Source organism: Streptosporangium sp. NPDC002607 (assembly GCF_053592655.1).
Window position 1 is genome coordinate 59,975 of the sequence record NZ_JBSFWD010000019.1, and the last position, 25,414, is coordinate 85,388.

Sequence of the window (25,414 nt, forward strand, 5' to 3'; positions counted from 1 at the left end):
CGTCGCCACCAGGTGGACACACCCCATCGGACACACGCCTCCCAGCACGCACTCGCATAACAAAATCATCACGGAACGATTTCTTTTTTCCGGCCAGAGCACACCGGTCCAGGTGCCAGACTTGGGAACCATGCGAAACGGACGCCCTCTTCTGGCCGCTGCCGCCCTCGCCGTTCTGACCACGGGTGCCGCATACACCTTCGGCCCCGACACCGCGCCGGCCCGGCCCAAGGGCGCCAAGAGCTCGGCGGTCTCGGCCGAAACGGCGGGAGCGACGACCTCCACCTCGGCACAGTGCCCGGTGGATGTGAGGTACCCCAAGCGGCAGTTGCGCGGGGTGTGGATCGCCACGGTCAAGAACATCGACTGGCCCTCGCGGACCGGTCTGTCCGCCGCCCGGCAGCAGGCGGAGTACGTCAGGATCCTCGACAACGCGGTCAAGCGGCGGTTCAACGCGGTGTTCGTCCAGATCCGCCCGGCCTCCGACGCGCTGTACAGGTCGAACCTGGAGCCGTGGTCGCAGTATCTGACCGGCACCGCGGGCAAGGACCCCGGCTGGGACCCGCTGCCCTTCCTCGTCGCCGAGGCCCATCGGCGCGGCCTGGAGTTCCACGCGTGGTTCAACCCCTACCGCGCCTCCCCCGACGGCGACCTGTCCAGGCTGCCCGCGAACCACCCCGCCCGGGTCCACCCCGAGTGGATCGTCAAGCACGGCGGCCAGGCCTACTACAACCCCGGCCTGCCCGCGGTCCGCGATCACGTCACCAAGGTCGTCAAGGACGTGGTGACCCGCTACGACGTCGACGGGGTCCACTTCGACGACTACTTCTACCCCTATCCCTCCGGGAACGCGAGGTTCGCCGACGACGCAGCCTTCGCCAAGTACGGCAAGGGCGCCAAGCTCGCCGACTGGCGCCGCGCCAACGTCAACAAACTGATCGCGCAGGTCGACAGGGCGGTGCACGAGGTCAGGAACAGCGTGAAGTTCGGCGTCAGCCCGTTCGGGATCTGGCGCAACAAGTCCGAGGACCCCACCGGCTCGGCCACCGGCGGCATGTCGGCGTACGACTCCATCTACGCCGATGCCCGCCACTGGATCCGCAAGGGCACCGTCGACTACGTCATACCGCAGCTCTACTGGCCGCGCGGCTTCAAGGCCGCCGACTACGACGTGCTGATGCCCTGGTGGGCGAACGAGGTCAAGGGCACCGACGTGCACCTCTACATCGGCCAGGCCCTGTACCGGGTCGGCGCCACCGACACCCCCGCCTGGACCAGGCCCGGCGAGCTGCCCTCCCACCTCACTCAGAACCGCAAGCACAAGCAGGTCTCCGGCGACGTCTACTTCAGCGCCAAGCAGCTGTCCACCGACCCTCTGGGGGTGCTGGACCGCATCGTCAAGAGCCACTACCCGCGCCCGGCGCTGCTGCCGCTGATCAAGGACCGCGGCGGGCAGGCCCCGGCCAAGCCCGCGGACCTGCGGCTCCAGGGCACCTCGCTCAGCTGGAAGAGCTCCCCGGAGGCCCGCTCGTACGCGGTCTACCGGATCGCCTCCGGCAAGCCAGGCGAGTGCGCCACCGCCGACGCCCGCAACCTGGTCGCGGTCGTGCCCGCGGTGAACGGCGACCGCCAGACCTTCACCACGACGGGCGGCGGCACCTACCTGGTCACCGCCCTGGACCGCCTGCAGAACGAGAGCGCCCCCACCGGGAGCTGACCGGACACGCCCACGCCCTCTCGGACACGCGTCCGTGCCGGCGTGGGCGCGCCGTGGGGCGGGCAGGGCGCGGCGGTGAGCGCCCGGGTACCCCGCGGCCTGCCTCCGGACTCGCCGCGCCCCCGGCCACCCCCGGATTCGCTGGACCCGTGACACGATCTTCCCCTACGGTGCGAGCACCTGGCAGAAGCTAAAGGGGAGGTCGTCGGTGAAGCGGACGCTTTTCGCGTTTGCGCTGGTCCTGGGATTGCTGTGGCCAGGTGTCGCGCAGTCCGCCACGCGGGTGGACGGACGGGTGGTGCTGATCGGCATTCCTGGCCTGCAGTGGAGCGACCTCAGCCCCGGCGGCACCCCGAATCTGTGGCGGCTGGCCACGCAGAGCGCGATCGGCTCGCTGTCGGTCCGCGCGGTGGGCCGGGTGACCTGTCCCTATGACGGCTGGCTGACGATCTCGGCCGGGGTGAGGTCCGCGGTCGGCTACGGCTGCGGGCTTCCCCCGCTGCCCGAGGCCGACAAAACGGGTGCCGTCATCCCCGGCTACGGATACCTGCGCGACGTCGCCGGGCAGCGCAACGCGGGCGCCCTCGGCGAGGCCGTGCACGCCGCCGGGGAGTGCACGCTGGCGATCGGCCCGGGGGCCGCGCTGGCACTGGCCGACAGATCGGGCAGGGTCGACGTGTACGCTCCCTCCCCCGCGCAGATCCGCTCGGGCGTGCTCACCAGGTGTCGTGTGATCGCCGTCGACATCGACGATCTGATCAGGCCCTACATCACCGACGGACGGCTGCCCAAGGTCGAGGAGCGGCTCACCCTGCAGCAGCGGGCGGCGGCGCTGCGCCTGGCCGACGCCAAGGCCGGAGCGGTGCTGAGCGTGCTGCCCAAGGATGCGCGCGTGCTGCTGGCGGGCCTGTCCGACCACGGCGCCGACCCGCACCTTCGGGTTGCCATGATGCGCGACGGAGACCTCTCCGGCCGCTTCCTGGGAGCGGCCTCCACCCACCGCGACGACATCACGATCCTGCCGGACGTCACCGCGACGGTGCTCTCCCTGACCGGCGTCGAGGCACCGCCGGGCATGGTCGGGCTCCCCTGGCAGGCGAGCGAGAGGCGGACCGGCACCACCGAGGCCGCACGGGCCGACCTGGAGAGGGCCGACGTGGCCGGGCAGACGATCAGGAACGTGGGCGGCGTCTTCTTCACCTCGGTCGCCGTGCTGCAGGTCGCCTTCTACCTGACCGCGTTCCTGCTGCTGCGCCGCGGGCGCGGGCTGAGGCGCATGCGCGTGGCCGCGGTGGCACTGGCCTCGGTGCCCGCCTCGACGTACCTGGTGAACCTCACCCCCTGGCAGGACGCGCGTACACCGCTGCTCGCGCTGGTCGGCGGGATCGCCGGATGCACCCTGCTGCTGGCCACGCTGGCGCTGGCGGGGCCATGGCGGCGCGCACCGCTCGGACCACCGGCGGTGGTGGCGGGGGTGACCGCGGCGGTGCTCGCGGGCGACCTGCTGACCGGGACGACCCTGCAGCTCAACAGCGTGATGGGCTACAGCGCCGTGGTCGGGGCCCGCTACTACGGCCTGGGCAACATCCCGTTCGCGCTCTTCGCCACCTCGGTGCTGCTGCTGACCGCCACGATCGCGCACCGGCTGACGCGCGGAGGCCACACGGGTGCGGCGGTCACCGCCGTGGCGGTGCTGGGCGGCTTCGCGATGATCCTGGGCGGCTGGCCGGGCGTGGGCAGCGACTTCGGCGGCGTGATCGCGTTCGTACCGGGGATCGCGGTGACCGCGCTGCTGATCGCGGGCAGGCGGGTCTCGATCGTCAAGCTGGGCGCGTTCTGCGTGGCGGGCGGCGTCACCGTGATGGGCATCGCCTACCTCGACTACCTGCGCCCGCCTGCTTTCCAGACGCACCTGGGGCGCTTCGTCGGCCAGGTGCTCACCGGCGAGGCCACCGAGGTGATCGGCCGCAAGCTCGGCGCGATGCTGGGCACGCTGCTCAGCCCCAACCTGATGCCGGTCGTGATCGCCGCGACGGCGTTCCTCGTCTACGCGCTGCTACGGCCGGAGCAGGCGACCGCGGGAGTGCTGCCCGCCGCGTTCGCGCACTCCCCCGCGCTGCGGGCCGGGTTGATCGGCACCCTGGTCAGCGGGGTGGTCGGCATGCTGGTCAACGACTCGGGCGCCGCGGTGCTCTCCATGGCACTGGCGCTCGCCGTGCCGCTGACACTGTCGGCGGGCATCAGGACCTTGGGCGGAGCCTCGCGCTACGACGAGGCGGGCCAGGAGCCGGCGAGCAGTTCCCTTGTGTCACGCAGCAGCTGAGGAAGCACCCTGGTCTGGCCGACGACGGGCATGAAGTTGGTGTCGCCGCCCCAGCGGGGCACCACGTGCTGGTGAAGGTGGGCGGCGATCCCGGCGCCCGCCACACCTCCCAGGTTCATGCCCACGTTGAAACCCTGCGCGCCGCTGGCCTTGCGCAGGGCGACCAGCGCCCGTTTGGTGAAGTCGGCGAGCTCGGTGGTCTCGGTCTCGTCCAGGTCCGCGTAGTCCGGCACGTGGCGGTAGGGGCAGACCATCAGATGGCCGGAGTTGTACGGGTAGAGGTTGAGCAGCGCGAAGACCGCGTCACCTCGGGCGACGATCAGGCCGTCCTCGTCGCTCATCTGGGGGATCTCGCAGAACGGGCAGCCGTCCTCGGGACCCGAACCCGTCGGTTTGCTGGCCCCCTTGATGTAGGCCATCCGGTGCGGAGTCCAGAGTCTCTGGAACGCGTCCGGTGTTCCCGCTCCGTACTGCGCCTCCGGCTCGTTGCTCATGGTCGCCAGCATATTGCCAAGCCGATTCCCTCGGTCTGGCGCCTCCCCCGCCGGGGCACCGGAATCGGCCGGTATCCGGCGGCTGGACGGGATCCCGATCTATATCTCACCGTATTAACGGACGAATGCCGCAAATTTCCGGCAGAATCCCCCAGCAAGACCACCGACAGTCGAGGAGTACCCATGACCGACGTCTCCGTCGAGGAGCCGACCGAGGAGACCGTGTCTCCCGCCGAGACCGGCGGCAGGCCCACCCGCCCGTTCTCCCTCAGCCTGTCCCTGTCCGCCGACACGGAGCCGCCGGCATCCTCCACGAGCGAGCCCGTCCTGGCGGTGGTCGAGACGATCACCCCGGCACCGGACGAGGTGCCCTCCCCTTCCCCGGCCGTGACGGCGATCGTGTCTCCCGTCTCTCCGCTGACTCCCCCGGCCCCGGTCATCCCGGTGTCCTCGGCCGTGGTGAAGGGCCGGATCAAGGTGGCGGACGAGGTGGTGGAGAAGGTCGCGGCCCTCGCCACCCTTGAGGTCACGGGCGTCGCAGAGCTGGGGGGCGAAACCGCCCACGCGGTGGAGCCGGTGCGTGAGCGGGCCGGCATCGGTGCCAGGCGCGGCCCCCGGGGCGTCAGCGCCCATGTGCAGGACCGTACGGCCGCGGTGGACGTGTCGATCGTGGCGGAGTACGGGCACGTGGTGATGGACGTGGCCAACGAGGTGAAGACCAACGTGGCCCGGACCATCAGCCGGATGCTCGGCATGCGGGTCGTCGAGGTCAACGTCGACGTGGAGGACGTCCGCCTGCCGGGCGAGATCCGGCCCGAGGCACCCGCCGAGCCCGCGAAGCACGACTAGGGACGCCTGGCGGGGCCTGGCCCCGCCAAAGGAACGGGTCCGGCCCCCGAGGGGAAGCCGGACCCGGAACGCCTCGGAGAAGGCTCAGACCTGGAGACGGCGCTCGATCGCGTCGACGATCTCGGTGATCGCCTCGTCGACCGGGACCCCGTTCTTCTGCTCGCCGTTGCGGAAGCGGAAGGAGACAGCGCCGTTGGCGATGTCGTCGTCGCCCGCCAGGAGCATGAAGGGCACCTTGGACTTCTGCGCGTTGCGGATCTTCTTCTGCATCCGGTCGTCGGAGGCGTCGACCTCGATCCTGATGCCCCGCTCGCGGGCCTTCTTGGCGACGTCCTGAAGGTAGGGCACGTGTGCCTCGGCGATCGGGATGCCGACCACCTGGACCGGCGCGAGCCAGGGAGGGAACGCGCCCGCGTAGTGCTCGACCAGGACGCCGAAGAAGCGCTCGATCGAGCCGAACAGCGCCCGGTGGATCTTGACGGGACGCTGCCGGGTGCCGTCCGCGGCCTGGTACTCGAGCTCGAAGAGCTCGGGCAGGTTGAAGTCCAGCTGGATGGTCGACATCTGCCAGGTGCGGCCGATGGCGTCGCGGGCCTGAACGGAGATCTTCGGACCGTAGAAGGCGGCGCCCCCGGGGTCGAGGACGAGCTCCAGCTTCTCGGACTCGGCGACCTCGCGCAGCGTCTCGGTCGCCTCCTCCCACACCTCGTCGGGGCCGACGAACTTCTCCGGGTCCTTGGTCGACAGCTCCAGGTAGAAGTCGTCGAGCCCGTAGTCGCGGAGCAGGTCGAGCACGAAGCGCAGCAGCGACTTGAGCTCGTCGCGCATCTGCTCGTGAGTGCAGTAGATGTGCGCGTCGTCCTGCGTCATGCCGCGCACGCGGGTCAGGCCGTGGATGACGCCGGACTTCTCGTAGCGGTAGACCGTGCCGAACTCGAACAGCCGCAGCGGCAGCTCCCGGTAGGAACGCCCGCGGGACCTGAAGATCAGGTTGTGCATCGGGCAGTTCATCGGCTTGAGGTAGTACTCCGCCCCCTCCAGCTCCATGGCCGGGAACATCCCGTCCTTGTACCAGTCGAGGTGGCCGGAGATCTCGTAGAGCTTGCTCTTGGTGATGTGCGGGGTGTTGACGAAGGAGTAGCCCGCCTCCTCGTGCCGCTTGCGCGAGTAGTCCTCCATGACGCGGCGGATCACGCCGCCCTTGGGGTGGAAGACCGGCAGGCCGGAGCCCAGCTCGTCGGGGAAGGAGAACAGGTCGAGCTCGGCGCCCAGCTTGCGGTGATCCCGCTTCTCGGCCTCCTCCAGCAGGTGGAGGTACTCGTCCTGCTTCTCGCGCGACTCCCAGGCGGTGCCGTAGATCCGCTGGAGCTGCGGGTTCTTCTCGCTGCCCCGCCAGTAGGCGCCGCCGGTGCGCATCAGCTTGAACGCCGGGATGGACCGGGTGGTCGGCACGTGGGGGCCGCGGCACAGGTCCTTCCAGCACAGCTCGCCGGTCTTGGGGTCGAGGTTGTCGTAGATGGTGAGCTCGGCACCGCCCACCTCGACGCTCTCCTCGTCGGCGACCCCGCCCTTGAGGCCGATCAGCTCCAGCTTGTACGGCTCGGCGGCGAGTTCCTCGGCCGCCTGGTCGTCGGAGACGGGCCTGCGGGAGAAGAGCTGGCCCTGCTTGACGATCTCGCGCATGCGCTTCTCGATGCGCTTGAGGTCGTCGGGGGTGAAGGGGTTCTTGACGTCGAAGTCGTAGTAGAAACCGTTCTCGACCGGCGGGCCGATGCCCAGCCTGGCCTCGGGGAAGATCTCCTGAACGGCCTGGGCCATGACGTGCGCGGTGGAGTGGCGGACGATGGCGCGCCCGTCGGGGCTGGCCGCCTCGACCGGTTCGATCACGTCGCCCTCGGCCACCGGGGCCGCGAGGTCCTTCAGCTCGCCGCCCACGCGGGCGGCGACCACGGAGCGGCCGTCCGCCTCCAGCGCCTCCCCGTACGTCGTGCCTCCCGCCACCACACGCGCGGCTCCGGCGAGGGTGATACGAAGTTCTGGCACGGCCGACACGGTTGCTCCCTGGGAGACGTCGATGGATGGTCCGAAATCGATGCTACCGGTGTCGGCGACGCGATTTCTCAGGCGTCGCGGCTCCGGCGGTAGCCCAGCGAGGTCAGCTCGGCCCGGGTCCCGCGAAAGACGTTGCGATCCAGCGGCTTGTGCGAGTGCTGGTGAATGGTCCACCTCCGCCACGGGCTGGGCACCTGCGGCCTGCCCCGGGGCGCGTCGGGCGCGGCGATCCACAGCGGGTAGGTCTCCAGCCCGGCGCAGTTGCCGTTCTGCGCGAACGCCTGGAACGTGTAGACCACCGGCTTCACCCCGGCCAGCGCGATGATCGCCTGACACCAGCTGCGGGCGAACCGCGCCACCCTGGCGGCGGGCAGGTGGTCGTTGGTCTCCAGGTCGAGGGCGAGCAGATCGCCCCTGCGCAGCCCTCCGGCCCGCTGCACGATCTTCAGGAAGTGCACCGCCTGCACCTCGGGGTCGCCCGCGGGGCGGGCGAAGTGGTAGGCGCCGCAGACGATCCAGCTCTCGCGCATGCCGTTCCAGTTGGTGCCGAACCACTTGTCGGTGAAGGTGCTCCCCTCGCTCGCCTTGGCGAAGGCGAAGGAGACCCCGCCCTTCGCCTGCGCGCCCCAGTTGACGGCGCCCTGCCAGTTCGACACGTCGATCCCCTGCAGCATGGCGGCCACGCTAACCGGCGGGCACCGCGGGCACACGCCCGACGCTCCCTCGGCATACTGCCGTTGCGACCGCTTTGGCTAGGCTTGGTCGGTGTGAACGCAGCAGCTCAGATCTCCGGCGCGTACGCGACCGGCATCGCGACCATAACTTCCGGCGGGACCGTGCTCGACACGTGGTTCCCGTCCCCGCAGCTGGGCGAGCCCTCCGCTCCGGGCACCAGCCGGCTGAGCGCGCAGGAGGCCGCCCAGGAGCTCGGCTCCGAGGTCGCCGCGCTGCTCGGCGTGGACGAGGACCGCGGCGTGGAGGTGGTCGCGGTGCGGACTCAGATCACCAAGCTGTCGGAGGCCCCGGCCGACACCTACGACGTCTACCTGCGCCTGCACCTGCTGTCGGCACGCCTCGTCCAGCCGCACGGCCTGAACCTGGACGGGCTGTTCGGCCTGCTCGGCAACGTGGTGTGGACCAACCACGGTCCGTGCGCCGTCGAGGGCTTCGAGCGGGTACGGCTCCGCCTGCGCGCCCGCGGCCAGGTGACCGTCTACGGCGTGGACAAGTTCCCCAGGATGGTCGACTACGTGGTGCCCAGCGGCGTCCGGATCGCCGAGGCCGACCGGGTCCGTCTCGGCGCGCACCTGGCGAGCGGCACGACCGTGATGCACGAGGGTTTCGTCAACTTCAACGCCGGGACGCTCGGCGGCTCCATGGTCGAGGGCCGTATCTCGGCGGGCGTCGTCGTGGGCGACGGCTCCGACGTCGGCGGCGGCGCCTCGATCATGGGCACCCTGTCCGGCGGCGGCAAGCAGGTCATCTCCATCGGGCAGCGCTGCCTGCTGGGCGCCAACAGCGGCATCGGCATCTCCCTCGGTGACGACTGCGTCGTGGAGGCGGGCCTCTACGTCACCGCCGGGACCAAGGTGGCCCTGCCCGAGGGTCAGGTGGTCAAGGCGGCCGAGCTCTCCGGCGCCTCCGGCCTGCTGTTCCGCCGCAACTCCACCTCGGGAGCCGTCGAGGTCGTGCCCCGCCAGGGGACGGGCGTGGAGCTCAACAGCATCCTGCACGCCAACGACTGATCAGCGGCACGCCGCCGCGCTCGCGGGGGTGTTCCGGAGGCCGTGGGGCCCGCGGATGCTCGTCCCCGGGTCTCCCGGCTGGCAGGGTGGCCTTTCACGGACCTCACCCCGATGCGGGCGCCTCCGGCCTCCTGCCCGGATCTCGGGACCGAGGTCCTGGCGCTGGAAGGATTCAGATGACCGGTCAGGAGATGGCGGACGACGGGAGCGGCGCGACGGCGGCGGCCCGGTGGCTGACGGGGCTGTTCGCGCCGCAGGTGCTGGTCATCGGGCTGCCCCCGGTCGTCGGCCTGGTGGCCGACGGGTGGCGGGGCGGGGCATGGGGCCTGGTGGCCTCAGCCCTGTGCGGCGGCATTCCCGCCCTGGTGATCCTGGCCGGGGTCCGTTCCGGACGCCTGGACTCCCACCATCTGGTCGACCGGGCGAGCCGGACCAGGCCGCTGCTGGTGGCGGTCGCGGCGGTGGTCGTCGCGCTGGTGCTGCTGATCTCCCTCGGCGCGCCGCGTCTGCTGGTGGCCACGGTCACCGCGATGCTGGCCGCGCTCGCGGTGACGGTCCCGATCACTCTCAAGTGGAAGATCTCCTTCCACGCGGCCGTGTCCGCGGGCACCGTGGTGGTGCTGGCCCACGTGCTGCCCGCGGCGCCCACCCTGGTCGTGGGCGCGCTGGTGGTGGCGACGGTGTGCTGGGCGCGGGTCCGGCTCACCCACCACACCCCCGCCCAGGTCGCCGCCGGGGCCGTGACCGGTGCCGGCACGGCCTGGGCGGCCCTGAGCGCCTTCGGCGTCTGAGCGGGGCGGGTGCGGGGGCGACGCGTCAGAGAAGGCTCTTGAGGAACTCCCTCGTCCGGGTGCCGGGAGAGTACTCGGCGGCGACGAAGTCGGTGACCCCCGCCTTGGCGAGCGCCTCGATCCGCGCCGACACCTCGTCCTCGTCTCCGACGATCGCCACGTCGGCCGGGCCCGCGGCCCCCTCCCGATCCAGCATCGCCCGGTAGGACGGCAGCTGGCCGTAGATCTCGAACCGCTCCGCGGCCAGCGCCCTGGCCGCCTCGGCGTCGTCGGTGACGCAGATGGGCAGCGCGCACACGATCCTCGGCCCGGGGCGCCCCGCGGCCCGCGCGGCCTCGGTGACGGCGGGCGCCACATGCTCGGCCACGGTCCGGGGACCGGTCATCCACAGCACGGTGCCGTCGGCCATCTCCCCGGCCAGCCTGAGCATCCTGGGGGCCAGCGCGGCGATGAGCACGGGCATGTCCCTCGGTCCCGGTGTGCTCAGCCCGAGCTGTCCGGTGAGGGTCTCCCCCTGGAAGGACGCGTTCTCCCCGCGTACCAGCGGCATCAGGATCGACAGGTACTCGCGCATGTGCCGGGCGGGCCGCTCGAAGCCGATGCCGTACATGCTCTCGATCACCAGCTGGTGCGAGAGCCCGATGCCGAGCGTGAGCCGCCCGTCGAGGGCGGCGTTGACCGTGAGCGCCTGCTGGGCGAGGGCCGCCGGGTGGCGCGGGTAGGTCGGGACGACGGCGGTGCCGAGTTCGATCCCGGGCACCTGGTTTCCGGCCACGGCGAGCGCGGTCAGCGCGTCGAGGCCGAAGATGTGGGACATCCAGGCGGAGGAGAAGCCGTCGTCGGCCGCGCGGGCGATGCGCTCCCGCAGCTTGCCGAGCACGTCCGGCTCTTTGGGTTCGTTGAGCAACAGTCCGAATCGCATCGCTACCGAACTCCGTTCTAGTGGTTCCGCCCAGTGTAGATCGACGACGGCGACCACACCCGGATATACCGGCACGCGGGCCACACGGCGGGGGCGGTCACGGGAGTTCGGTGAACCGCTCCACCTGCTCTATCTTGCCCGCGATGACGATCACGTCGCCGTAGCTCAGCACCGTTCCGGAGTCGGCGTAGGTGAACTCGTCGTACTGGCCCTTGACGCAGACCACCGTCACGCCGTACTTGCGCCGCAGGTTGGACTCGCCCAGGGGCACGCCGACGTACTCGCGAGGCGGCCGGGTCTTGACCACCGCGTAGTCGCCGTCCACCTCCATGTAGTCGAGCATCCGCCCGTTGAGCAGGTGGGCCAGCCGCTCCCCCATGTCGTGCTCGGGGAGGATCACGTGGTGGGCGCCGACCCGCTCCAGGATGCGGCCGTGCTCACGGCTGATCGCCTTGGCCCAGACGTCCTCGATCTCCAGTTCGACGAGCAGGGAGGTGGTGAGGATGCTGGACTCCAGGTCGGTGCCGATGGCGACCACCGCCCGGTAGAAGTCGGGCACTCCGATCTGGCGCAGCGCCTCGATGTCCGTGGAGTCTGCGACGACGACGTGGGTGAGCTTCCCCGCCAGGCTCTGCACCACCTTGGGGCGGCTGTCGATGGCCAGCACCTCGGTTCCCCGCCGGGAGAGCTCGAGTGCGAGGGAACCGCCGAAGCGGCCGAGCCCGACGACCACCACGGGGTCGTTCCTTCTGTCAGGCAACGATCGTCCTCTTTCGGGAGTCCGCAGCCGCGGGGGGCCGTCAACGCGAGGAGCCCGGAGGTGGACGACAGCCTCCAGGCCCCTACCTGCGTGTCATTGGGGCGCTGAGGCCCGGATTCCGCCCGATTCTACCTCAGGGGAAGGCCAGGAGACCTTCCTCGCTTCCCGCGGAATCGGGGCCGGAGCCGGTACCGGCGAGGGTGTCGAGGACCTGCTGGCCGTACTTGGCCAGCTTGTTCTCCCCGACCCCGCTCACCGTACCCAGCTCGGCCAGGGACGAGGGGGACCGGGTCGCGATCTCGCGCAGGGTCGCGTCATGGAAGATCACGTACGCGGGCACCCCCTGCTCCTTCGCGGTGGCTCCGCGCCAGGCGCGGAGCAGCTCGAACACCGGCACCGCCTCCTCGGGCAGCTCGACGGGCTCGGCCCGGCGCGAGGAGGAGGTCTTCGCGGCCTTGGCGGGCCGGGCCGCCATCGTAGGCTCGCGCCGCAGCGGGACCTGGCGCCGGCGCCCCAGCACCTCCGCGCTCGCCTCGGTCAGCACCAGCGTGCCGTAGTCCCCCTCGACGGCCAGCAGCCCCTGCGCCAGCAGCTGGCGCACCACGCCACGCCACTCGGCCTCGCCCAGCTCCGTGCCGATGCCGAACACCGTCAGGCCGTCGTGGTCGTGCTGGATGACCTTGGCCGTCTTCTTCCCGAGCAGGATGTCGATGATCTGGCCCGCGCCGAACTTCTGGCGGCGCTCGCGCATCAGCCGGAACACCGTCGACAGGACCTTCTGCGCGGCGACCGTGCCGTCCCAGGACTCGGGCGGCGACAGGCAGGTGTCACAGTTGCCGCAGGCGGCGGCCTGCTGGCCGAAGTAGGCGAGCAGCAGCACGCGGCGGCACTCGACCGCCTCGCACAGGGCGAGCATGGCGTCCAGGTGGGTGGCCAGGCGGCGACGGTGGGCGTCGTCACCCTCCGAGGTGTCGATCATCTTGCGCTGCTGCACGACGTCCTGGAGGCCGTAGGCGAGCCAGGCGGTGGAGGGCAGGCCGTCGCGCCCCGCCCTGCCGGTCTCCTGGTAGTAACCCTCGATGGACTTGGGCAGGTCGAGGTGGGCGACGAACCGCACGTCGGGCTTGTCGATGCCCATGCCGAACGCGATCGTGGCGACCATGACGAGGCCGTCCTCGCGCAGGAAGCGTGCCTGGTTGGCGGCGCGGGTGCGGGCGTCGAGGCCCGCGTGGTAGGGCAGCGCCTGGATACCGTTCTCCACCAGGAACTCGGCGATCTTCTCGACCGAGTTGCGCGACAGGCAGTAGACGATGCCCGCGTCCCCGGCGTGCTCGGCGCGGAGCAGGTCGAGCAGCTGCCGCTTCGGCTCGTTCTTGGGAGCGATGCGGTACTGGATGTTGGGCCGGTCGAAGCTCGCCACGAAGTGGCGGGCCCCCTCCAGGCTGAGCCTGGAGGCGATCTCGGCGTGGGTGGCCCTGGTGGCCGTGGCGGTCAGCGCGACGCGCGGCACGTCGGGCCAGCGCTCGTGCAGCGCGGACAGGGCGAGGTAGTCGGGCCGGAAGTCGTGCCCCCACTGGGCCACGCAGTGCGCCTCGTCGATGGCGAACAGCGAGATCGTCCCGCTGTCGAGCAGGCGCAGCGTCGCATCGACCCGCAGCCGCTCCGGCGCCAGGTAGAGCAGGTCCAGCTCACCGGAGAGGAAGGCCGACTCGACCTGGCGACGCTCCTCGAACTCCTGAGTGGAGTTGAGGAACCCGGCCCGCACGCCGAGCGCCGTCAGGGCGTCGACCTGGTCCTGCATGAGCGCGATGAGCGGCGAGATCACCACCCCCGTGCCCTTCCGCACGAGCGCGGGGATCTGGTAGCACAGCGACTTGCCGCCCCCCGTCGGCATGAGCACCAGGGCGTCGCCGCCGGCCACCACGTGATCGATGATCTCCTGCTGGCCCTCCCGGAACGAGTCGTAGCCGAAGACGCGCTGCAGGACCCGCGACGCGTCGCTCACCTCGGGGTCGTTCTCGGGGAAAGACATCGGGTCATTGTACGAGGCACCCCCGACAGCCGGGGGCGAACCGGCCACAAGGCCGGAGGACGGCGAAGGTGCCGCCGGGAGGGGCGTCCCTCCCGGCGGCACCGGCGCTGTCTTCCCGCTCCTGCTACGGGTTTACGGGTTGACGTTGATCGTGAAGGTCGACGTCGTGTTCTTGATGTTCTGGAAGTTGTTGCTCATCTGGAGGTTGTTGAACGTGGCCGAGCCGACCGCCGGGCCCTGGCCGGGCTCGGGCATCTCGTTGGCCCAGATGGCCCAGCCGGACTTGGCGTCGAAGGCGTCGCCGCTCTTCTTGGCGCCCGTGATCGAGATGTTCGTGAACACGGTGTCCTTGACCGGGAACTGCGGCTGGCCCCCGACGTAGTTCGTCTGGAACATGATGCCGCCGTAGGTCGGGTCCACGATGTCCACGTTGCTGACGCGGATGCCCTGGAAGACCTTGGAGGCGGAGAAGACCCAGATCGCCGGGAAGACCTGCTGTCCCCAGAAATGACCGCCGGCGCGGACGATCGAGATGTTCTCGAACCGGGTGGGCGGGCTGGCGCCGAAGCCGTTCATCGGGTAACCGAAGTCCAGCGAGCTGATCGTGATGCCGGAGTAGACCAGCGTGTCGGCGATGTAGATGTTCCTGAAGACGTTGTCGTACCCGCCGTAGACCGCGACGCCGGCGGCCCGCCAGGTCAGGATGGACGTCAGGTTCTCGTAGACGTTGCCCCTCATGTCGGCGCCGCCGGCGTCGATGGCCGAGAACAGCGCGAAGCTGTCGTCACCGGTGGCGCGGGCCTCGTTGTTGCTGACGAGGTTGTCGGTGCTGCCGTTGGTCATGTTGATGCCGTCGGCGAACATGTTGCGGATGCGGGAGTTCTTGATCGTCACGCGGTCGGTGTTGGCGCCCCAGTAGAGGCAGACCATGTGCTCGTTCCAGATGTTGTCGATCACCACGTCCGCGACGTTGGCGAAGTCGAACACCTTGCCCGGGCCGTCGATGCGCGAGGTGTAGTTGCCGAAGTAGGCGAAGTTGGCGAAGGACGAGCCGTTCGCGGTTCCCTCGGCGCGGAACCCGATGTCGGTGTTGTCCTGGTTCGACGGCGCGCGGAACTGGGTGTACCAGGGGCCGGCGCCGACCACCTTGACCGCCTTGCCGTAGACCTGGAACTTGCTCGCCGTCTGGTAGGTGCCCGGCGGCAGGTAGACGCCGACGAGGGTGCCGGTGTTGTCCATCCGCACCTTGTCGAGCGCGTTCTGCACGTCCTGGTGGGTGAATCCGGCCGGAACGGTGTACCTGGCGGGGTCGGGGTTGGCGATCGGCGACACCTGTTCGGTGTTGATGAAGTCGATCGCGTACGTCGTGGTGTTGGCGGGGTCCTTCTGCAGCTTGATCTTGCTGCCGGCCGGGACGGTGGTCCCGAGCATCATGCTGGCCTCGTCGTAGATGTGACGCGGCGTGCCGGCACCCGGCGAGTTGCCCGGGCTCGCCTCCGCGCCGTACAGCCAGGCGTACTTGGACGTCAGGTTGATGGCCTTGAGGAAGGTGCCGTCGACGTAGACGTTGAGCGTCGAGTCGATGCCGCCGCCGCCCGCCGAGTCGGGGATGGAGAAGCGGGTGACGAGGGTGTTGGTGCTGGCCTTGGTGGTGAACTCGACGTAGCTGCCCGTCGTGTTCAGCGTCACCGCCCTGCGGCCGGACGCCTCACCCGCCAGGGTGCCGATGTCGCGGCTCGGGCCGACCACGGCCGCCCCGCCGCCGACGACGGCGTCCTCGGCCTCGTACATGTCGTACGGCATGTTGGCGCCGCGGCCGACGAAGAACGGCTGGGTGACCGTGTTGTTGGCCCGCTTGACCGGCAGTTCGTTGGCGTCGTCGGCGAGGACCGTCTTGACGGTGAACTTGCCGTTGGCCGCCGTCCAGGTGCCCAGGTTCACCGGGCCGGTGGTGGCGCCCGCGGCGATCACACCGGTGTGGGAGCCGGTCAGCGTGCGGACCACGGTCCCCGCCTCGTTGGCGACGGTCAGCGTGATGCCGTGGGCGCCGCCCGCGGAGGCCACGGTGCCCTGGTTCTTGATCGCCACGGAGAAGGTGACGACGTTGCCGTTCGCCGGGTTGCTCGGGGTCCAGCTGGTCGTCGCGACCAGGTCGGAGGTGTCGACGGGCCTGACCACGAGCGGGGAGGCGCTGGAGAAGTCGTTGTTCGACTCGTTCTGCTCGATGACGCTGTTGGCCTCGTCGACCTTGGCGCTCAACGGGTAGCTGCCGGCGTCACGGGTACCGATGCCGGCCGAGACGGTGGCGGAGGCCCCCGCGGCCAGCGCGGCGACCGGGGCGGTGCCGACCTTGGTGGTGCCCAGGTAGAAGTTGACGTCCGTCGCGCCGGCGGCCGCGTTGCCGTTGTTCTTGACCGTGGCCGACAGCGTGATCGCGTCGGTCTCGATCGGGGAGGCGGGGGACGCCGTCAGGCCGGTGATCGTCAGGTCCGGGTTCGGCGCCGGGGTGCCGATGACCTGGAACTCGGCGACCTGACCGGCGGGGGCGCCGGTGTTGGAAGTGATCTTGAGCTGGACGTCGGCGTAGGAGCCGCCGACCGGGATCGTCACCGTGTTGCCGGAGGCGGGATTGAAGGTGTAGTTCGCCGCCGCCGCCAGGCTGGTGAAGGAGGTCGAGCTCTGCTCACGCCCGAGAACCTGGATGTTCTGGGTACGCGTCGCCCAGACGTTGTCTGGGTTCAGCTTCAGCACGACCGAGTTGAGGGTGGCGTTCGCGCCCAGGCTGACGGTCAGCGTGTTGGGGTAGCTGCCGCCGTTGCCCTCCCAGTAGGTCGCCGTGTTGTTGTCGTTGGCGTTGGCGGCCACGAAGGTGAAGACCGAGGAGGAGGCGGTGATCGCCTTGCCGACGGCCAGGTTGGAGCCGCCGCCGGTGCTGCCGGTACGGGTGACGGTGTTGCTGTTGCCGGACTCGTTGTTCGCCGCGTCCCTGGCCTTGACGTAGTAGGACACCGTCGCGGTGGCCGGCTGGGTGTCGGTGTAGGTCAGGACATTGCCCGCCACGCTGGCGCGCAGGACGTTGTTGGCGTAGATGTCGTACCCGGTCACGCCCACGTTGTCGGACGAGGCGCTCCAGGTCAGCCTGATCTGGCCGGAGCCGGGCTCGGTGTAGGCCAGGTTCGACGGCGTGGTCGGCGGCGACGTGTCACCGCCGGAGCCGGTGGGTCCGTACACCTCGAACTCGGAGACCTGGCCGGCCGGCCAGCCCGTGTTGGCGGTGATGTTCAGCCGGAGGTAGCGGGCGGTGGTCGCGGCGAAGTTGATCGTCACCGTGTTGCCGGTCGCCGGGTTGAAGGTGTAGCCGGCGGAGCCGACGATGGTGGAGGTGGGCGAGGCGCTCGTGCCCGCCAGCACCGACAGGGTCTGCGTCCTGGTGGCCCAGGCCGCCGCCGGGGGCAGCTTCAGGATGATCTGGTCCACGTTGGTGACGGCTCCGAGATCCACCTGGAGCCACTGCGGGAAGGCGTTGTTGCTGCTCTCCCAGTAGGTGTTGGCATTGCCGTCGGTGACGTTGGCCGCGCCGTAGGGGGCGGTGGTGCTGCTTGACGAGGTCGCCTTACCCACCGCGAGGTTGGGGCCGGCCGCCGCGGCGGGTGAGACCGCCCCGGCCAGGACGAGCAGGCTGGTCGCGGCCATCGCCGCCACCAGCCTTAACGCCAGGTACTGCTTTCTCATCGCGTTCCTCTATCTCTCGGCTGGAACGACAGGGTCGGATGGGAGGCCGGGGCCTCCGCCGTGCGGCGCGAGGCGCGCGGGCGCCTCGCTCACGAGACGCGGACTCGGAGTCGTGACATCCGGCGGGCGGGCCGACCGGTGTGACCTGCGATGGGGCGGTCCGCGAAACTCGTCTCGTTCGTCGCTGGGGGGTGCTGGTCGCCGGGTGCGCCCATGCGACGCCGGGAACGACGTCACCTGGGGGCTCTTCCGGAGGGATACGACGGATGTGTGGCGCGGCACATCACTACCGGAAGTTGCGGAGAAGAGAGAAAATTTAACAGGACTTTGCAATATTCTTGCATCGCGTTGGCCAAAGGTTACATACGTGCTACGGCCGCGTCAACGGGTCGAGAAGGACGGCTTACTTCGCCTTACAGCCCCGAGTGCGATCCCTTGCCTCCGGGCCCGCAGGTTCCCTCAAGCCGGTGCGAGGGAACGCCCGCGGGCCTCGGGGCACGGGGCACGGGGAGAAACCGGCACCACGAAACCGGCACGGCGAAACCGGGCGGCGAGCTTGGCGCGGGAGACACATCGGGCAGGCACGGCGGGGAAGGCGGAGCCGCCCCCAGGACCGGATTCCGATGCGTGGATGCCGGGCGTGACCCGCCCTGCCGGAAACCCGTCCCACCCGGCGAGCGGGGCCGGGAACTCGTCCGGGATGCCCGGCCGTCCGAAAGATCGCGGAACAACGAAAGAGCCCGGCGGTTGATGTCAACCGCCGGGCTCTGACCTGCGTCTTGCTAGTGTGGGCGATACTGGGATCGAACCAGTGACCTCTTCGGTGTGAACGAAGCGCTCTCCCGCTGAGCTAATCGCCCGCCCTGTCCGGCCCCTCGCGGTGCCGACGTGGAAAACCATACAGCAATCCGGGAGCGCCCGCGAAGCGGTGTCCGCCACTAAATTTGATCTTGAGAGATGACGCACTCGGGAGGCAAAGCTCTGAGGATGCATCCGACGGGGGGCTACGGTGTCATAGCATCATCCTGATCCATAGAAGCACCGAACGACCCGGGCTCGACCCGAATCACCCGAGACGCCCCGCCAGGGAGTCGACGGTGACCAAAACGAGACGCAAAACCCTTGCAAATACGGCCCTGTTGGTGATGTTTAGCCCGGTAGATGCCCAAATGTCGCGCTGTGATGTGCGTTACAGAAGGGCGTAGAGGCGGAATCTTTCCTACAGGTTTCTTTGTTCCGCGTGATGGCTCATGCGGAGCGAAGTCCGCTTGAAAGCAGTGAAAGCCCCGAAGAGGGGACCGACGACGAAAAGGTTTGGCTGACGATGAACAGCGCCACCGTCTCTGCCGAGCTAGGCCTTCGGCTTGTGGTCCCCGACCGTACCACCGTCCCCCTGCTTGCCGGACTCAGCTACACGGCCGATGATCCTTACGCGATCAGAATGGCCTTCCACGTGGGGAACGACGAGCCGGTCGAGTGGATCTTCGCCCGCGAGTTGCTGACCGTCGGCATCGTGCGGCGGGTGGGCGACGGCGACGTGCAGGTGTGGCCGGCGCGCGCCGACGGCGAGCGCACGCTGCACATCAGCCTCACCTCGCCGTTCGGACAGGCGCTGTTCGAGGTGCCGCTGACTCCGCTCACGGAGTTCCTGCACCGGACGTACGAGCTGGTGCCCGCGGGTCGCGAGACCGACTTCATGGATCTGGACGCCGAGCTCAGCAACATGCTCTGGAGCTCCTGACCCGGCTCTCACCGCGCCCTTCGACGGAACCGCCGCCTACGCCGCGGGCTTGAGCAGGCGCCGCATCCGGGCGATCTCGATGCCCTGGCCCGAGACGACGTCCTTGGCGACGGCCAGCATGGCCCGGTCGGCGCCCTCGCGGAGCTGGAGCCCGGCCATCGTGACCGCCGCCTCGTGGTGAGCGATCATGAGGGTCAGGAAGAGCGTGTCGAAGGCCGCTCCCCTGGCCCCCCTGAGCCGGTTCATCTCCTCCAGCGTGACAGCGTGCTCGTCATGCCCCTCGTGCCCCTGCGGCGCCCGGCCGATCGCCTCCAGCCATGACGTCATGGCCGCGATCTCCGGCCGCTGCGCCACGGTGATCCGCTCGGCGAGTTTCCGCAGGACCGGCGAGGACGACCTGGCCGGGACCAGCTCCGCCATCTCCAGTGCCTGCCGGTGATGCGGGATCATGCCCTCGGCGAACCTCACGTCGGCCGCCGTGACCCTGGCCTCGGACTCCCCGAGATGCTCGCCCGGCCGCGCCGTACGGCCCGCCTCGCCGGGGCCGCCCGGGATTATCACCGGCGCACCGGTCTCCGCGACGAGCGGTGCCGATCCTCGCTGTGCCGCCTCCGTGCATCCGCCAAGGACCGCTGTCGCCATGATCACCGCGATAACCTGACTCGGCATACGAATCCTCCGCATAGCTTCAATAATGGGGCAAGTGGACCGACGTAATGGGGGGCACCGTGCGATCGACCATGGCGTTCGGCCTGGCCGCGCTACTTCTTGTGGCCGGATGCGGGGCGGATCCAACGCCCCAGGCCCCAGCGCCCGCGGCCGCCTCGGAGAAGAGCACGAGCGCCACTGAGAAACCGGCGGAATCCCCCTCCCCCGGGATCTCCGGGGACGGCACCCACAGCGACAACGTCACGCACCTGGCCAACGTGCCGCTCGGCGCCCCGCTCGACGGGCCCCAGGCCTGGGGCACCGACCTGGCCTTCCAGGGCGACTACGCGTTCGTCGGCAACTTCGACGGCTTCAGCGTCTTCGACATCTCCGATCCCTCCCACCCCTCGGTGGTCAGCCGGGTGCTCTGCCCCGGCGAGCAGAACGACGTCTCGGTGAGCGGGAACCTGCTGTTCCTGTCGATCGACTCCGCCCGGGTCGGCCCGGAGTGCGACGCCCAGCGCGGCGAGCCGGAGTCGGACGGCTGGGAGGGCATCCGGATCTTCGACATCGCGGACAAGTCCCACCCCAGGTTCGTCTCGGCGGTCCGCACCGACTGCGGCTCGCACACCCACACCCTCGTCCCCGGCGGCGACGCGGGCCGCGTCTACCTCTACATCTCCTCCCCGGGCCCCGAGCCGCAGTCGACGACCTGCCCGGCGCCGCACAACAAGATCTCCGTGGTCGAGGTACCCGTCGAGGCCCCCGAGACCGCCAAGGTGATCTCGCAACCGGTGCTCTCCGACAAGCCCGGCGAGGGCGGCCTCGGCGGCTGCCACGACATCACGGCCTACCCCGAGAAGAACCTGGCCGCCGCGGCCTGCTTCGGCGACGGAGTCCTGCTGGACATCACCGACCGGGCCAACCCCAAGGTGCTCCAGCACGTGAGCGACCGGGAGAACTTCGCCATCTGGCACTCGGCGACGTTCAACAACGACGCCACCAAGGTCGTCTTCGGGGACGAGCTGGGCGGCGGCGTGAGCGCGACCTGCGACTCCGGCACCCCGAAGACCAAGGGCGCCAGCGCCGTGTACGACCTCGGCAAGGACCGCAGGCTCACGCTCCGCGGCTACTTCAAGATCCCGAGGGAACAGACGTCCGACGAGAACTGCGTCGCGCACAACGGGTCGCTGCTACCCGTGCCGGGAAAGGACATCATGGTCCAGGCGTGGTACCAGGGCGGGGTGTCCGTCTGGGACTTCACCGACTCGGCCAGCCCCCGGGAGATCGGCTTCTTCGAGCGGGGCCCGGTTTCGGGAGTCGGCGGCTCGTGGTCGGCGTACTACTACAACGGCCACATCTACTCCAGTGACATCACCAGGGGCCTGGACGTGCTCCGCATCGACGACCCGCTGACCGATCCGGCGGCCAAGGTCAGGCTCAAGGAGCTGAACGCGCAGACCCAGGTGTCCTACTAGCCGGTCGGTGACCGCCGGACGACCGGCCTTCCGGCGGGGGCGTGCCCTCGCCGGAACCGGAGACCCGGAACCTCAGGGGTCGAGGTCGGCGGCGGAGCGCTCGGCGAAGACCTGCATGGCCTTGGCGGTGATCGGACCGGGCGCGGCGGGCAGCACGGTCTGGTCGACCGCGCGGATCGGCTGGATGTCACGGGTGGTGGAGGTCAGGAACGCCTCTTCCGCCTCGTACAGGGCCGAGAGCGGGACGTCCTCCTCGGCTCCCCCGCACCACTCCAGCGCGAGCGCGCGGGTGACCCCGGCCAGGCAGCCCGAGGCGAGCGTGGGGGTGACCAGCCGGCCGTCACGCACGATGAAGACGTTGCTGCCGGTGCCCTCGCAGAGGTCTCCCGCGGTGTTCTCGAAGATCGCCTCGCCGCCGCCGGCGGCCTTGGCGTAGAACAGCGCCCTGGCGTTGTCACCGTAGGAGGTGCTCTTCACCCCGGCGAGCGCGCCGCGCTCGTTGCGCGGCCAGGGCACGACCGTGACGTCGGCGGTGGCCGGGAACGGCTTCTGCTCGTCGACGATCACCACGGTCGTGCAGCCCGCCTCGCCCCGGTCCGAGCCGAGCGGCCCCGGGCCGCTGGTGTAGGTGACCCGGACGCGGCCGAGCCGCCACTGCGGGGCCTCGGCCAGGCAGGCACGGATCCCGTCGGCGATCGCGTCGGTGTCGGGGTCGGGCAGTTCCATGCGCCGCGCCGAGAGCGTGAGCCGGTCAAGGTGGCGGGTGAGCGCGAACGTGGTGCCGTTCACGCACTTGATGGTCTCGAACACCCCGTCCCCGACCATCAAACCATGATCGAAAACTGAAACGGTGGCCTGATCCGGAGAGACAAGTGCCCCGTTGAGCCATATAGGTACCTTCATGCGACTCCTTCTGAACCTTATGTTGATGCCAGAGCGACGAGCCGGGAGGCCTTCAACTCGGTCTCGTCCCATTCGCGGCGCGGGTCGCTCCCCCAGGTTATGCCCGCGCCCGTGCCGAAACGGATCTCGCCGGACGACAGCCAGAACGTGCGGATCCCCACGGCCAGCGACGCCCGCCGCCGGCCGGCGTCGACCCAGCCCACGGTCCCACAGTACGGCCCGCGCGGCTCGGGTTCGAGCTCATCGATGATACGCAGGGCGGAAGATTTCGGGGCCCCCGTCACCGACCCCGGCGGGAAGGTCGCGCCGAACAGCTCGGGCCACCCGCACCCCGGCGCGAGCCGCGCCCTGACCGTGGAGACCAGGTGCACGAGACCGGGATGCTCCTCCACCTCGCACAGGGCGGGCACGCTCACCGAGCCGACCTCGGCGACCCTGCCCAGGTCGTTGCGGACGAGATCGACGATCATCACGTTCTCCGCGTAATCCTTCTCCTGCAGGTCCTCCTCGGTGACTCCGGTCCCCTTGATCGGTCTGGACTCGACCACGTCGCCGTCCCTGGACAGGTAGAGCTCGGGAGAGGCCGACACGACGCTCAGTCCCGGCAGGCTCACCGTCGCGGCGTAGGGGGCGGGGTTGCCCTCCGCCAGCCGTACGGCCAGTGCCAGCGGGTCCGGTTCCCCTCCCGCGGGCAGCGGCGCGTTCAGCACCCGGCACAGATTGGCCTGGTAGACCTCGCCACGCTCGATGTACGAGCGGATGCGCCGCACGCCGTCCTCGTACGCGGCCCGATCCAGGGAGCTGCGCCACGACGACGGGTGCGGCCCGCGCCAGGGACCGCGCGGCACGGGCAGCGGGGCCTGACGGACGTCGTCGAACCTGGCGCACGTCACCTTGCCCTCGTAGTCGACCACGACGGCCCACCATCCCTCGCCGTCCAAGGCGGTCAGGTCGGTGGTGATGTCTCGGAGCCCCGTGGCCAGATATCCGGTGACATGCGCAAAAGAGTCATGCACTTCCCTATTGTCTCGCTTGTACGGCCAGCAGGCGCACCAGGGTGCGGGCCGCGGGCAGCGGGACCGGCGGCAGGGCCGCGTAAACGGTCCTGGGGGGGCGAGCTCGCCGAGAGAGCGGAGCACCAGATCGGGCGGTACGGCGTGCGCGGCGATGGCGGGCACCAGCGTGATGCCGAGCCCGGCCGCGACGAACCCGAACTTGCCCGTCCACTCGCTGATCCTGACCGAGGCACGGGGGGTGAACCCGGCCCTGGCACAGGCCGCGGCGAGGGCGGTGGCCCGGCCCGGCGGAGGCGCCTTCCAGGTCGCCTAAGGGCATGACACTGGCCGCGCACGGGCCCCGGACCCTCGCCGCTGCGACCGGGAAGCGGCTGGCCGGCGCGACGGCGGCCGGGCTGGGCGACGCGGACCTGACGGCGATCTTCGCGCACCTCACCGTGACCGGTCCCGCGGGGGGGCGGCCCGGGACACGGAGCGAAGCGACAGGAAGGGCCGTACCGGACTGGAGAGGATAAACCCGGCCACGGTCCCCACCACCAACGGGCGCCACCTGAATGCGGGCCAGTGCTCTGGCCTTCGGGCCGGAGGTGAAAGCCCGCACGAGAGGGCCGCCAAGGCCCGAGTATGCCCTGACCTGTACTCAGGAGCCTGGAGTGCTGTGTTTGCGGGTTGGATGGGCGGCGCGCCAGGCGTCGAGTTCGGCTTCGGGCCACAGCAGGGTCCGGCCGACACGGGCGGGCTGAGGGAAGCCTTCGAGGCACTGGGCGAAGGTGTACACCGATGCCACTTTGATACCCAGCCGTTCGGCGGCCTGTTCGGTGCTGAGGAAACCTTCTACGTTCACAATGACCACGATAAGTGCGGGATATGTTACTCAAAGTCACTACAAACAAAGGGGGGTGTGGGGTGCAGCTCAGATACAACTTCCGGCTGTATCCCACCACTGCCCAGGAGCGTTCCCTGACCCGCGCCTTTGGGTGCGCACGCGTGGTGTTCAACGACGGGCTGCGCGCCCGGCGGAAGGCCTGCGAGCAGGGCTTGCCGTACATCTCAGACGGGGATCTGTCCACGCGGATCATCACAGGGGCCAAGGCGACACTGGAGCGGGCGTGGCTCGGTGAGGTGTCGGCCGTGGTCCTTCAGCAGGCGCTGGCGGACCTGAACGCCGCTTACCGCAACTTCTTCGCCTCGCTGTCGGGCAGGCGCAAGGGCCGCAAGGTCGCGCCGCCCCGGTTCCGCTCACGCAAGGATTCGCGGCAGGCGATCCGGTTCACCAGAAACGCCCGGTTCACTGTTACGGCGGGCGGAAAACTCCGGCTGCCGAAGATCGGCGATGTCGCGGTGCGCTGGTCGCGAAAACTGCCGTCGGAGCCGTCGTCGGTGACGGTGGTCAAGGACGCGGCGGGCCGCTACTTCGCCTCGTTCGTCATCGAGACCGGCGACCGGCCGTTGCCCAAGGCACCGGGCAAGGTCGGCATCGACCTCGGTCTGACGCATTTCGCGGTTCTGTCCGACGGCCGGAAGATCGACAACCCGCGTATCCTGCGGCGGGCGGCCAAGAGGCTCCGCAGAGCACAGAAGGCGCTGAGCCGCACACAGAAGGGGTCGGCGAACCGCAGGAAGGCCAGGCTGAAGGTCGCCCGAGCGCACGCCAAGGTGGCCGATACCCGCCGCGACTGGGCACACAAGCTGTCGGCCACGTTGATCCGCGACAACCAAGCGATCTACGTGGAAGATCTTTCCGTGTCCGGCCTGGCCCGCACCCGGCTGGCCAGGTCGGTGCACGACGCGGGCTGGTCACAGTTCGTGGACATGCTGGAGTACAAGGCGAAACGCTACGGCCGCCACTTCGCCAAGATCGACCGCTGGTTTCCCAGTTCGAAACTCTGCTCGGCGTGCGGCACTCTCGCTGAGTCGATGCCGTTGAACGTCCGGTCGTGGACGTGCGCCTGTGGCGTCACCCACGACCGGGACGTCAACGCGGCGATCAACGTGCTGGCCGAGGGAAGACGAATCGTCGCCGCTGGACGGAAACCCGTCGCTGAGACGCGACAGGAGGCGGAGACGTTAAACGCCTGTGGAGGTGACGTAAGACCACCGCTCGCGGTGGCGGACGCCGGCGAAGCAGGAAGCATCAGAGGTGCCGCGTGACGCGGCACGGACTGAACCCCGCCCTTCAGGCCGGGGAGCACGTCAATCTCACGCCACCAG

General features: G+C 69.8%; 19 protein-coding genes, 1 tRNA gene and 1 pseudogene. 8 read left to right on the plus strand and 13 right to left on the minus strand.

The features are described from left to right. Positions 1 to 130 precede the first annotated feature (130 nt). Complete coding sequence (locus ACWD3H_RS22135) at positions 131 to 1,717, plus strand: glycoside hydrolase family 10 protein (RefSeq protein ID WP_451956302.1); 1,587 nt, start codon at positions 131 to 133, stop codon at positions 1,715 to 1,717. Between the two features lie 208 nt (positions 1,718 to 1,925). Continuing rightward, positions 1,926 to 4,040, plus strand: a complete 2,115-nt coding sequence (locus ACWD3H_RS22140; RefSeq protein WP_451956303.1) for a hypothetical protein — start codon at positions 1,926 to 1,928, stop codon at positions 4,038 to 4,040. Here ACWD3H_RS22140 and ACWD3H_RS22145 read toward each other — a convergent pair. After that, the gene (locus ACWD3H_RS22145) at positions 3,983 to 4,534 is read right to left on the minus strand and encodes an HIT family protein (protein ID WP_350927251.1); all 552 of its coding nucleotides are present in this window, start codon (positions 4,532 to 4,534) and stop codon (positions 3,983 to 3,985) included. The genes ACWD3H_RS22140 and ACWD3H_RS22145 overlap by 58 nt on opposite strands. 183 nt (positions 4,535 to 4,717) lie before the next feature. On the opposite strand from ACWD3H_RS22145, the gene ACWD3H_RS22150 reads away from it, so the two are divergent. Beyond that, positions 4,718 to 5,383: an Asp23/Gls24 family envelope stress response protein gene (locus tag ACWD3H_RS22150; protein WP_451956304.1), complete on the plus strand. Its 666-nt coding sequence runs from the start codon at positions 4,718 to 4,720 to the stop codon at positions 5,381 to 5,383. 84 nt (positions 5,384 to 5,467) lie between these two features. Here the strand turns inward: ACWD3H_RS22150 and thrS are convergent, their stop codons facing one another. Together thrS and ACWD3H_RS22160 are read right to left on the minus strand one after the other, a co-directional pair. Beyond that, the gene (thrS, locus tag ACWD3H_RS22155; RefSeq protein WP_355553582.1) at positions 5,468 to 7,435 is read right to left on the minus strand and encodes a threonine--tRNA ligase; all 1,968 of its coding nucleotides are present in this window, start codon (positions 7,433 to 7,435) and stop codon (positions 5,468 to 5,470) included. Positions 7,436 to 7,503: 68 nt separating this feature from the next. After that, entirely contained in the window at positions 7,504 to 8,109 is a 606-nt protein-coding gene (locus ACWD3H_RS22160; protein ID WP_355553579.1) for a glycoside hydrolase family 25 protein, read from the minus strand. A 93-nt stretch (positions 8,110 to 8,202) separates the two neighbouring features. On the opposite strand from ACWD3H_RS22160, the gene dapD reads away from it, so the two are divergent. Together dapD and ACWD3H_RS22170 are read left to right on the plus strand one after the other, a co-directional pair. Continuing rightward, positions 8,203 to 9,180 carry a 2,3,4,5-tetrahydropyridine-2,6-dicarboxylate N-succinyltransferase gene (dapD, locus tag ACWD3H_RS22165; protein WP_355553576.1) on the plus strand — a complete coding sequence of 326 codons (978 nt, stop codon included), beginning with the start codon at positions 8,203 to 8,205 and terminating at the stop codon, positions 9,178 to 9,180. 176 nt (positions 9,181 to 9,356) lie between these two features. Then, positions 9,357 to 9,971: a phosphatase PAP2 family protein gene (locus ACWD3H_RS22170; RefSeq protein WP_355553573.1), complete on the plus strand. Its 615-nt coding sequence runs from the start codon at positions 9,357 to 9,359 to the stop codon at positions 9,969 to 9,971. A 25-nt stretch (positions 9,972 to 9,996) separates the two neighbouring features. Here the strand turns inward: ACWD3H_RS22170 and ACWD3H_RS22175 are convergent, their stop codons facing one another. The 5 genes from ACWD3H_RS22175 to ACWD3H_RS22195 all read right to left on the minus strand — a co-directional run bounded on the left by ACWD3H_RS22175 (position 9,997) and on the right by ACWD3H_RS22195 (position 18,277). Then, complete coding sequence (locus ACWD3H_RS22175; protein ID WP_451956305.1) at positions 9,997 to 10,893, minus strand: LLM class F420-dependent oxidoreductase; 897 nt, start codon at positions 10,891 to 10,893, stop codon at positions 9,997 to 9,999. 97 nt (positions 10,894 to 10,990) lie between these two features. Continuing rightward, positions 10,991 to 11,653, minus strand: a complete 663-nt coding sequence (locus ACWD3H_RS22180) for a potassium channel family protein (RefSeq protein ID WP_350927237.1) — start codon at positions 11,651 to 11,653, stop codon at positions 10,991 to 10,993. Between the two features lie 133 nt (positions 11,654 to 11,786). Then, a complete protein-coding gene (gene recQ / locus ACWD3H_RS22185; protein ID WP_451956306.1) occupies positions 11,787 to 13,685 on the minus strand; it encodes a DNA helicase RecQ in 1,899 nt (632 codons plus the stop codon). Positions 13,686 to 13,817: 132 nt separating this feature from the next. Beyond that, on the minus strand, positions 13,818 to 17,417 hold the full coding sequence (locus ACWD3H_RS22190; protein ID WP_451956307.1) for a discoidin domain-containing protein: 3,600 nt from the start codon (positions 17,415 to 17,417) through the stop codon (positions 13,818 to 13,820). A 788-nt stretch (positions 17,418 to 18,205) separates the two neighbouring features. Continuing rightward, a tRNA-Val gene (locus ACWD3H_RS22195) sits at positions 18,206 to 18,277 on the minus strand. A 464-nt stretch (positions 18,278 to 18,741) separates the two neighbouring features. Here ACWD3H_RS22195 and ACWD3H_RS22200 point away from each other — a divergent pair. Then, positions 18,742 to 19,158 carry an SsgA family sporulation/cell division regulator gene (locus ACWD3H_RS22200; protein ID WP_350927231.1) on the plus strand — a complete coding sequence of 139 codons (417 nt, stop codon included), beginning with the start codon at positions 18,742 to 18,744 and terminating at the stop codon, positions 19,156 to 19,158. A gap of 36 nt (positions 19,159 to 19,194) precedes the next feature. On the opposite strand, the gene ACWD3H_RS22205 is transcribed toward ACWD3H_RS22200, so the two are convergent. Then, positions 19,195 to 19,827, minus strand: a complete 633-nt coding sequence (locus tag ACWD3H_RS22205; RefSeq protein WP_451956308.1) for a DUF305 domain-containing protein — start codon at positions 19,825 to 19,827, stop codon at positions 19,195 to 19,197. A 71-nt stretch (positions 19,828 to 19,898) separates the two neighbouring features. Here ACWD3H_RS22205 and ACWD3H_RS22210 point away from each other — a divergent pair, with 71 nt between their 5' ends. Then, entirely contained in the window at positions 19,899 to 21,284 is a 1,386-nt protein-coding gene (locus tag ACWD3H_RS22210; RefSeq protein WP_451956373.1) for an LVIVD repeat-containing protein, read from the plus strand. A gap of 72 nt (positions 21,285 to 21,356) precedes the next feature. Here the strand turns inward: ACWD3H_RS22210 and ACWD3H_RS22215 are convergent, their stop codons facing one another. The 4 genes and pseudogenes from ACWD3H_RS22215 to ACWD3H_RS22230 form a co-directional block, all read right to left on the minus strand. Then, the gene (locus ACWD3H_RS22215; RefSeq protein WP_355562178.1) at positions 21,357 to 22,187 is read right to left on the minus strand and encodes an aminotransferase class IV; all 831 of its coding nucleotides are present in this window, start codon (positions 22,185 to 22,187) and stop codon (positions 21,357 to 21,359) included. Positions 22,188 to 22,204: 17 nt separating this feature from the next. Next, complete coding sequence (locus ACWD3H_RS22220; protein WP_355562181.1) at positions 22,205 to 23,203, minus strand: chorismate-binding protein; 999 nt, start codon at positions 23,201 to 23,203, stop codon at positions 22,205 to 22,207. Positions 23,204 to 23,317: 114 nt separating this feature from the next. Further along, a pseudogene (locus tag ACWD3H_RS22225) lies at positions 23,318 to 23,428 on the minus strand (LysR family transcriptional regulator); the annotation flags it as partial. Between the two features lie 415 nt (positions 23,429 to 23,843). After that, positions 23,844 to 24,047, minus strand: a complete 204-nt coding sequence (locus tag ACWD3H_RS22230) for a helix-turn-helix transcriptional regulator (RefSeq protein WP_451956309.1) — start codon at positions 24,045 to 24,047, stop codon at positions 23,844 to 23,846. A 62-nt stretch (positions 24,048 to 24,109) separates the two neighbouring features. On the opposite strand from ACWD3H_RS22230, the gene ACWD3H_RS22235 reads away from it, so the two are divergent. Next, the gene (locus ACWD3H_RS22235; protein WP_451956310.1) at positions 24,110 to 25,354 is read left to right on the plus strand and encodes an RNA-guided endonuclease InsQ/TnpB family protein; all 1,245 of its coding nucleotides are present in this window, start codon (positions 24,110 to 24,112) and stop codon (positions 25,352 to 25,354) included. Positions 25,355 to 25,414 lie beyond the last annotated feature (60 nt).

Bases quoted from the DNA above. Each gene is read 5' to 3' on its own strand.
- ACWD3H_RS22210 (WP_451956373.1), top strand. From the start codon at position 19,899: ATGGCGTTCGGCCTGGCCGCGCTACTTCTTGTGGCCGGATGCGGGGCG.
- recQ (WP_451956306.1), bottom strand. From the start codon at position 13,685: ATGTCTTTCCCCGAGAACGACCCCGAGGTGAGCGACGCGTCGCGGGTC.
- ACWD3H_RS22190 (WP_451956307.1), bottom strand. From the start codon at position 17,417: ATGAGAAAGCAGTACCTGGCGTTAAGGCTGGTGGCGGCGATGGCCGCG.
- ACWD3H_RS22150 (WP_451956304.1), top strand. From the start codon at position 4,718: ATGACCGACGTCTCCGTCGAGGAGCCGACCGAGGAGACCGTGTCTCCC.
- ACWD3H_RS22200 (WP_350927231.1), top strand. From the start codon at position 18,742: ATGAACAGCGCCACCGTCTCTGCCGAGCTAGGCCTTCGGCTTGTGGTC.
- ACWD3H_RS22145 (WP_350927251.1), bottom strand. From the start codon at position 4,534: ATGAGCAACGAGCCGGAGGCGCAGTACGGAGCGGGAACACCGGACGCG.
- ACWD3H_RS22135 (WP_451956302.1), top strand. From the start codon at position 131: ATGCGAAACGGACGCCCTCTTCTGGCCGCTGCCGCCCTCGCCGTTCTG.
- ACWD3H_RS22160 (WP_355553579.1), bottom strand. From the start codon at position 8,109: ATGCTGCAGGGGATCGACGTGTCGAACTGGCAGGGCGCCGTCAACTGG.
- ACWD3H_RS22215 (WP_355562178.1), bottom strand. From the start codon at position 22,187: ATGAAGGTACCTATATGGCTCAACGGGGCACTTGTCTCTCCGGATCAG.
- ACWD3H_RS22205 (WP_451956308.1), bottom strand. From the start codon at position 19,827: ATGCCGAGTCAGGTTATCGCGGTGATCATGGCGACAGCGGTCCTTGGC.
- ACWD3H_RS22170 (WP_355553573.1), top strand. From the start codon at position 9,357: ATGACCGGTCAGGAGATGGCGGACGACGGGAGCGGCGCGACGGCGGCG.
- ACWD3H_RS22175 (WP_451956305.1), bottom strand. From the start codon at position 10,893: ATGCGATTCGGACTGTTGCTCAACGAACCCAAAGAGCCGGACGTGCTC.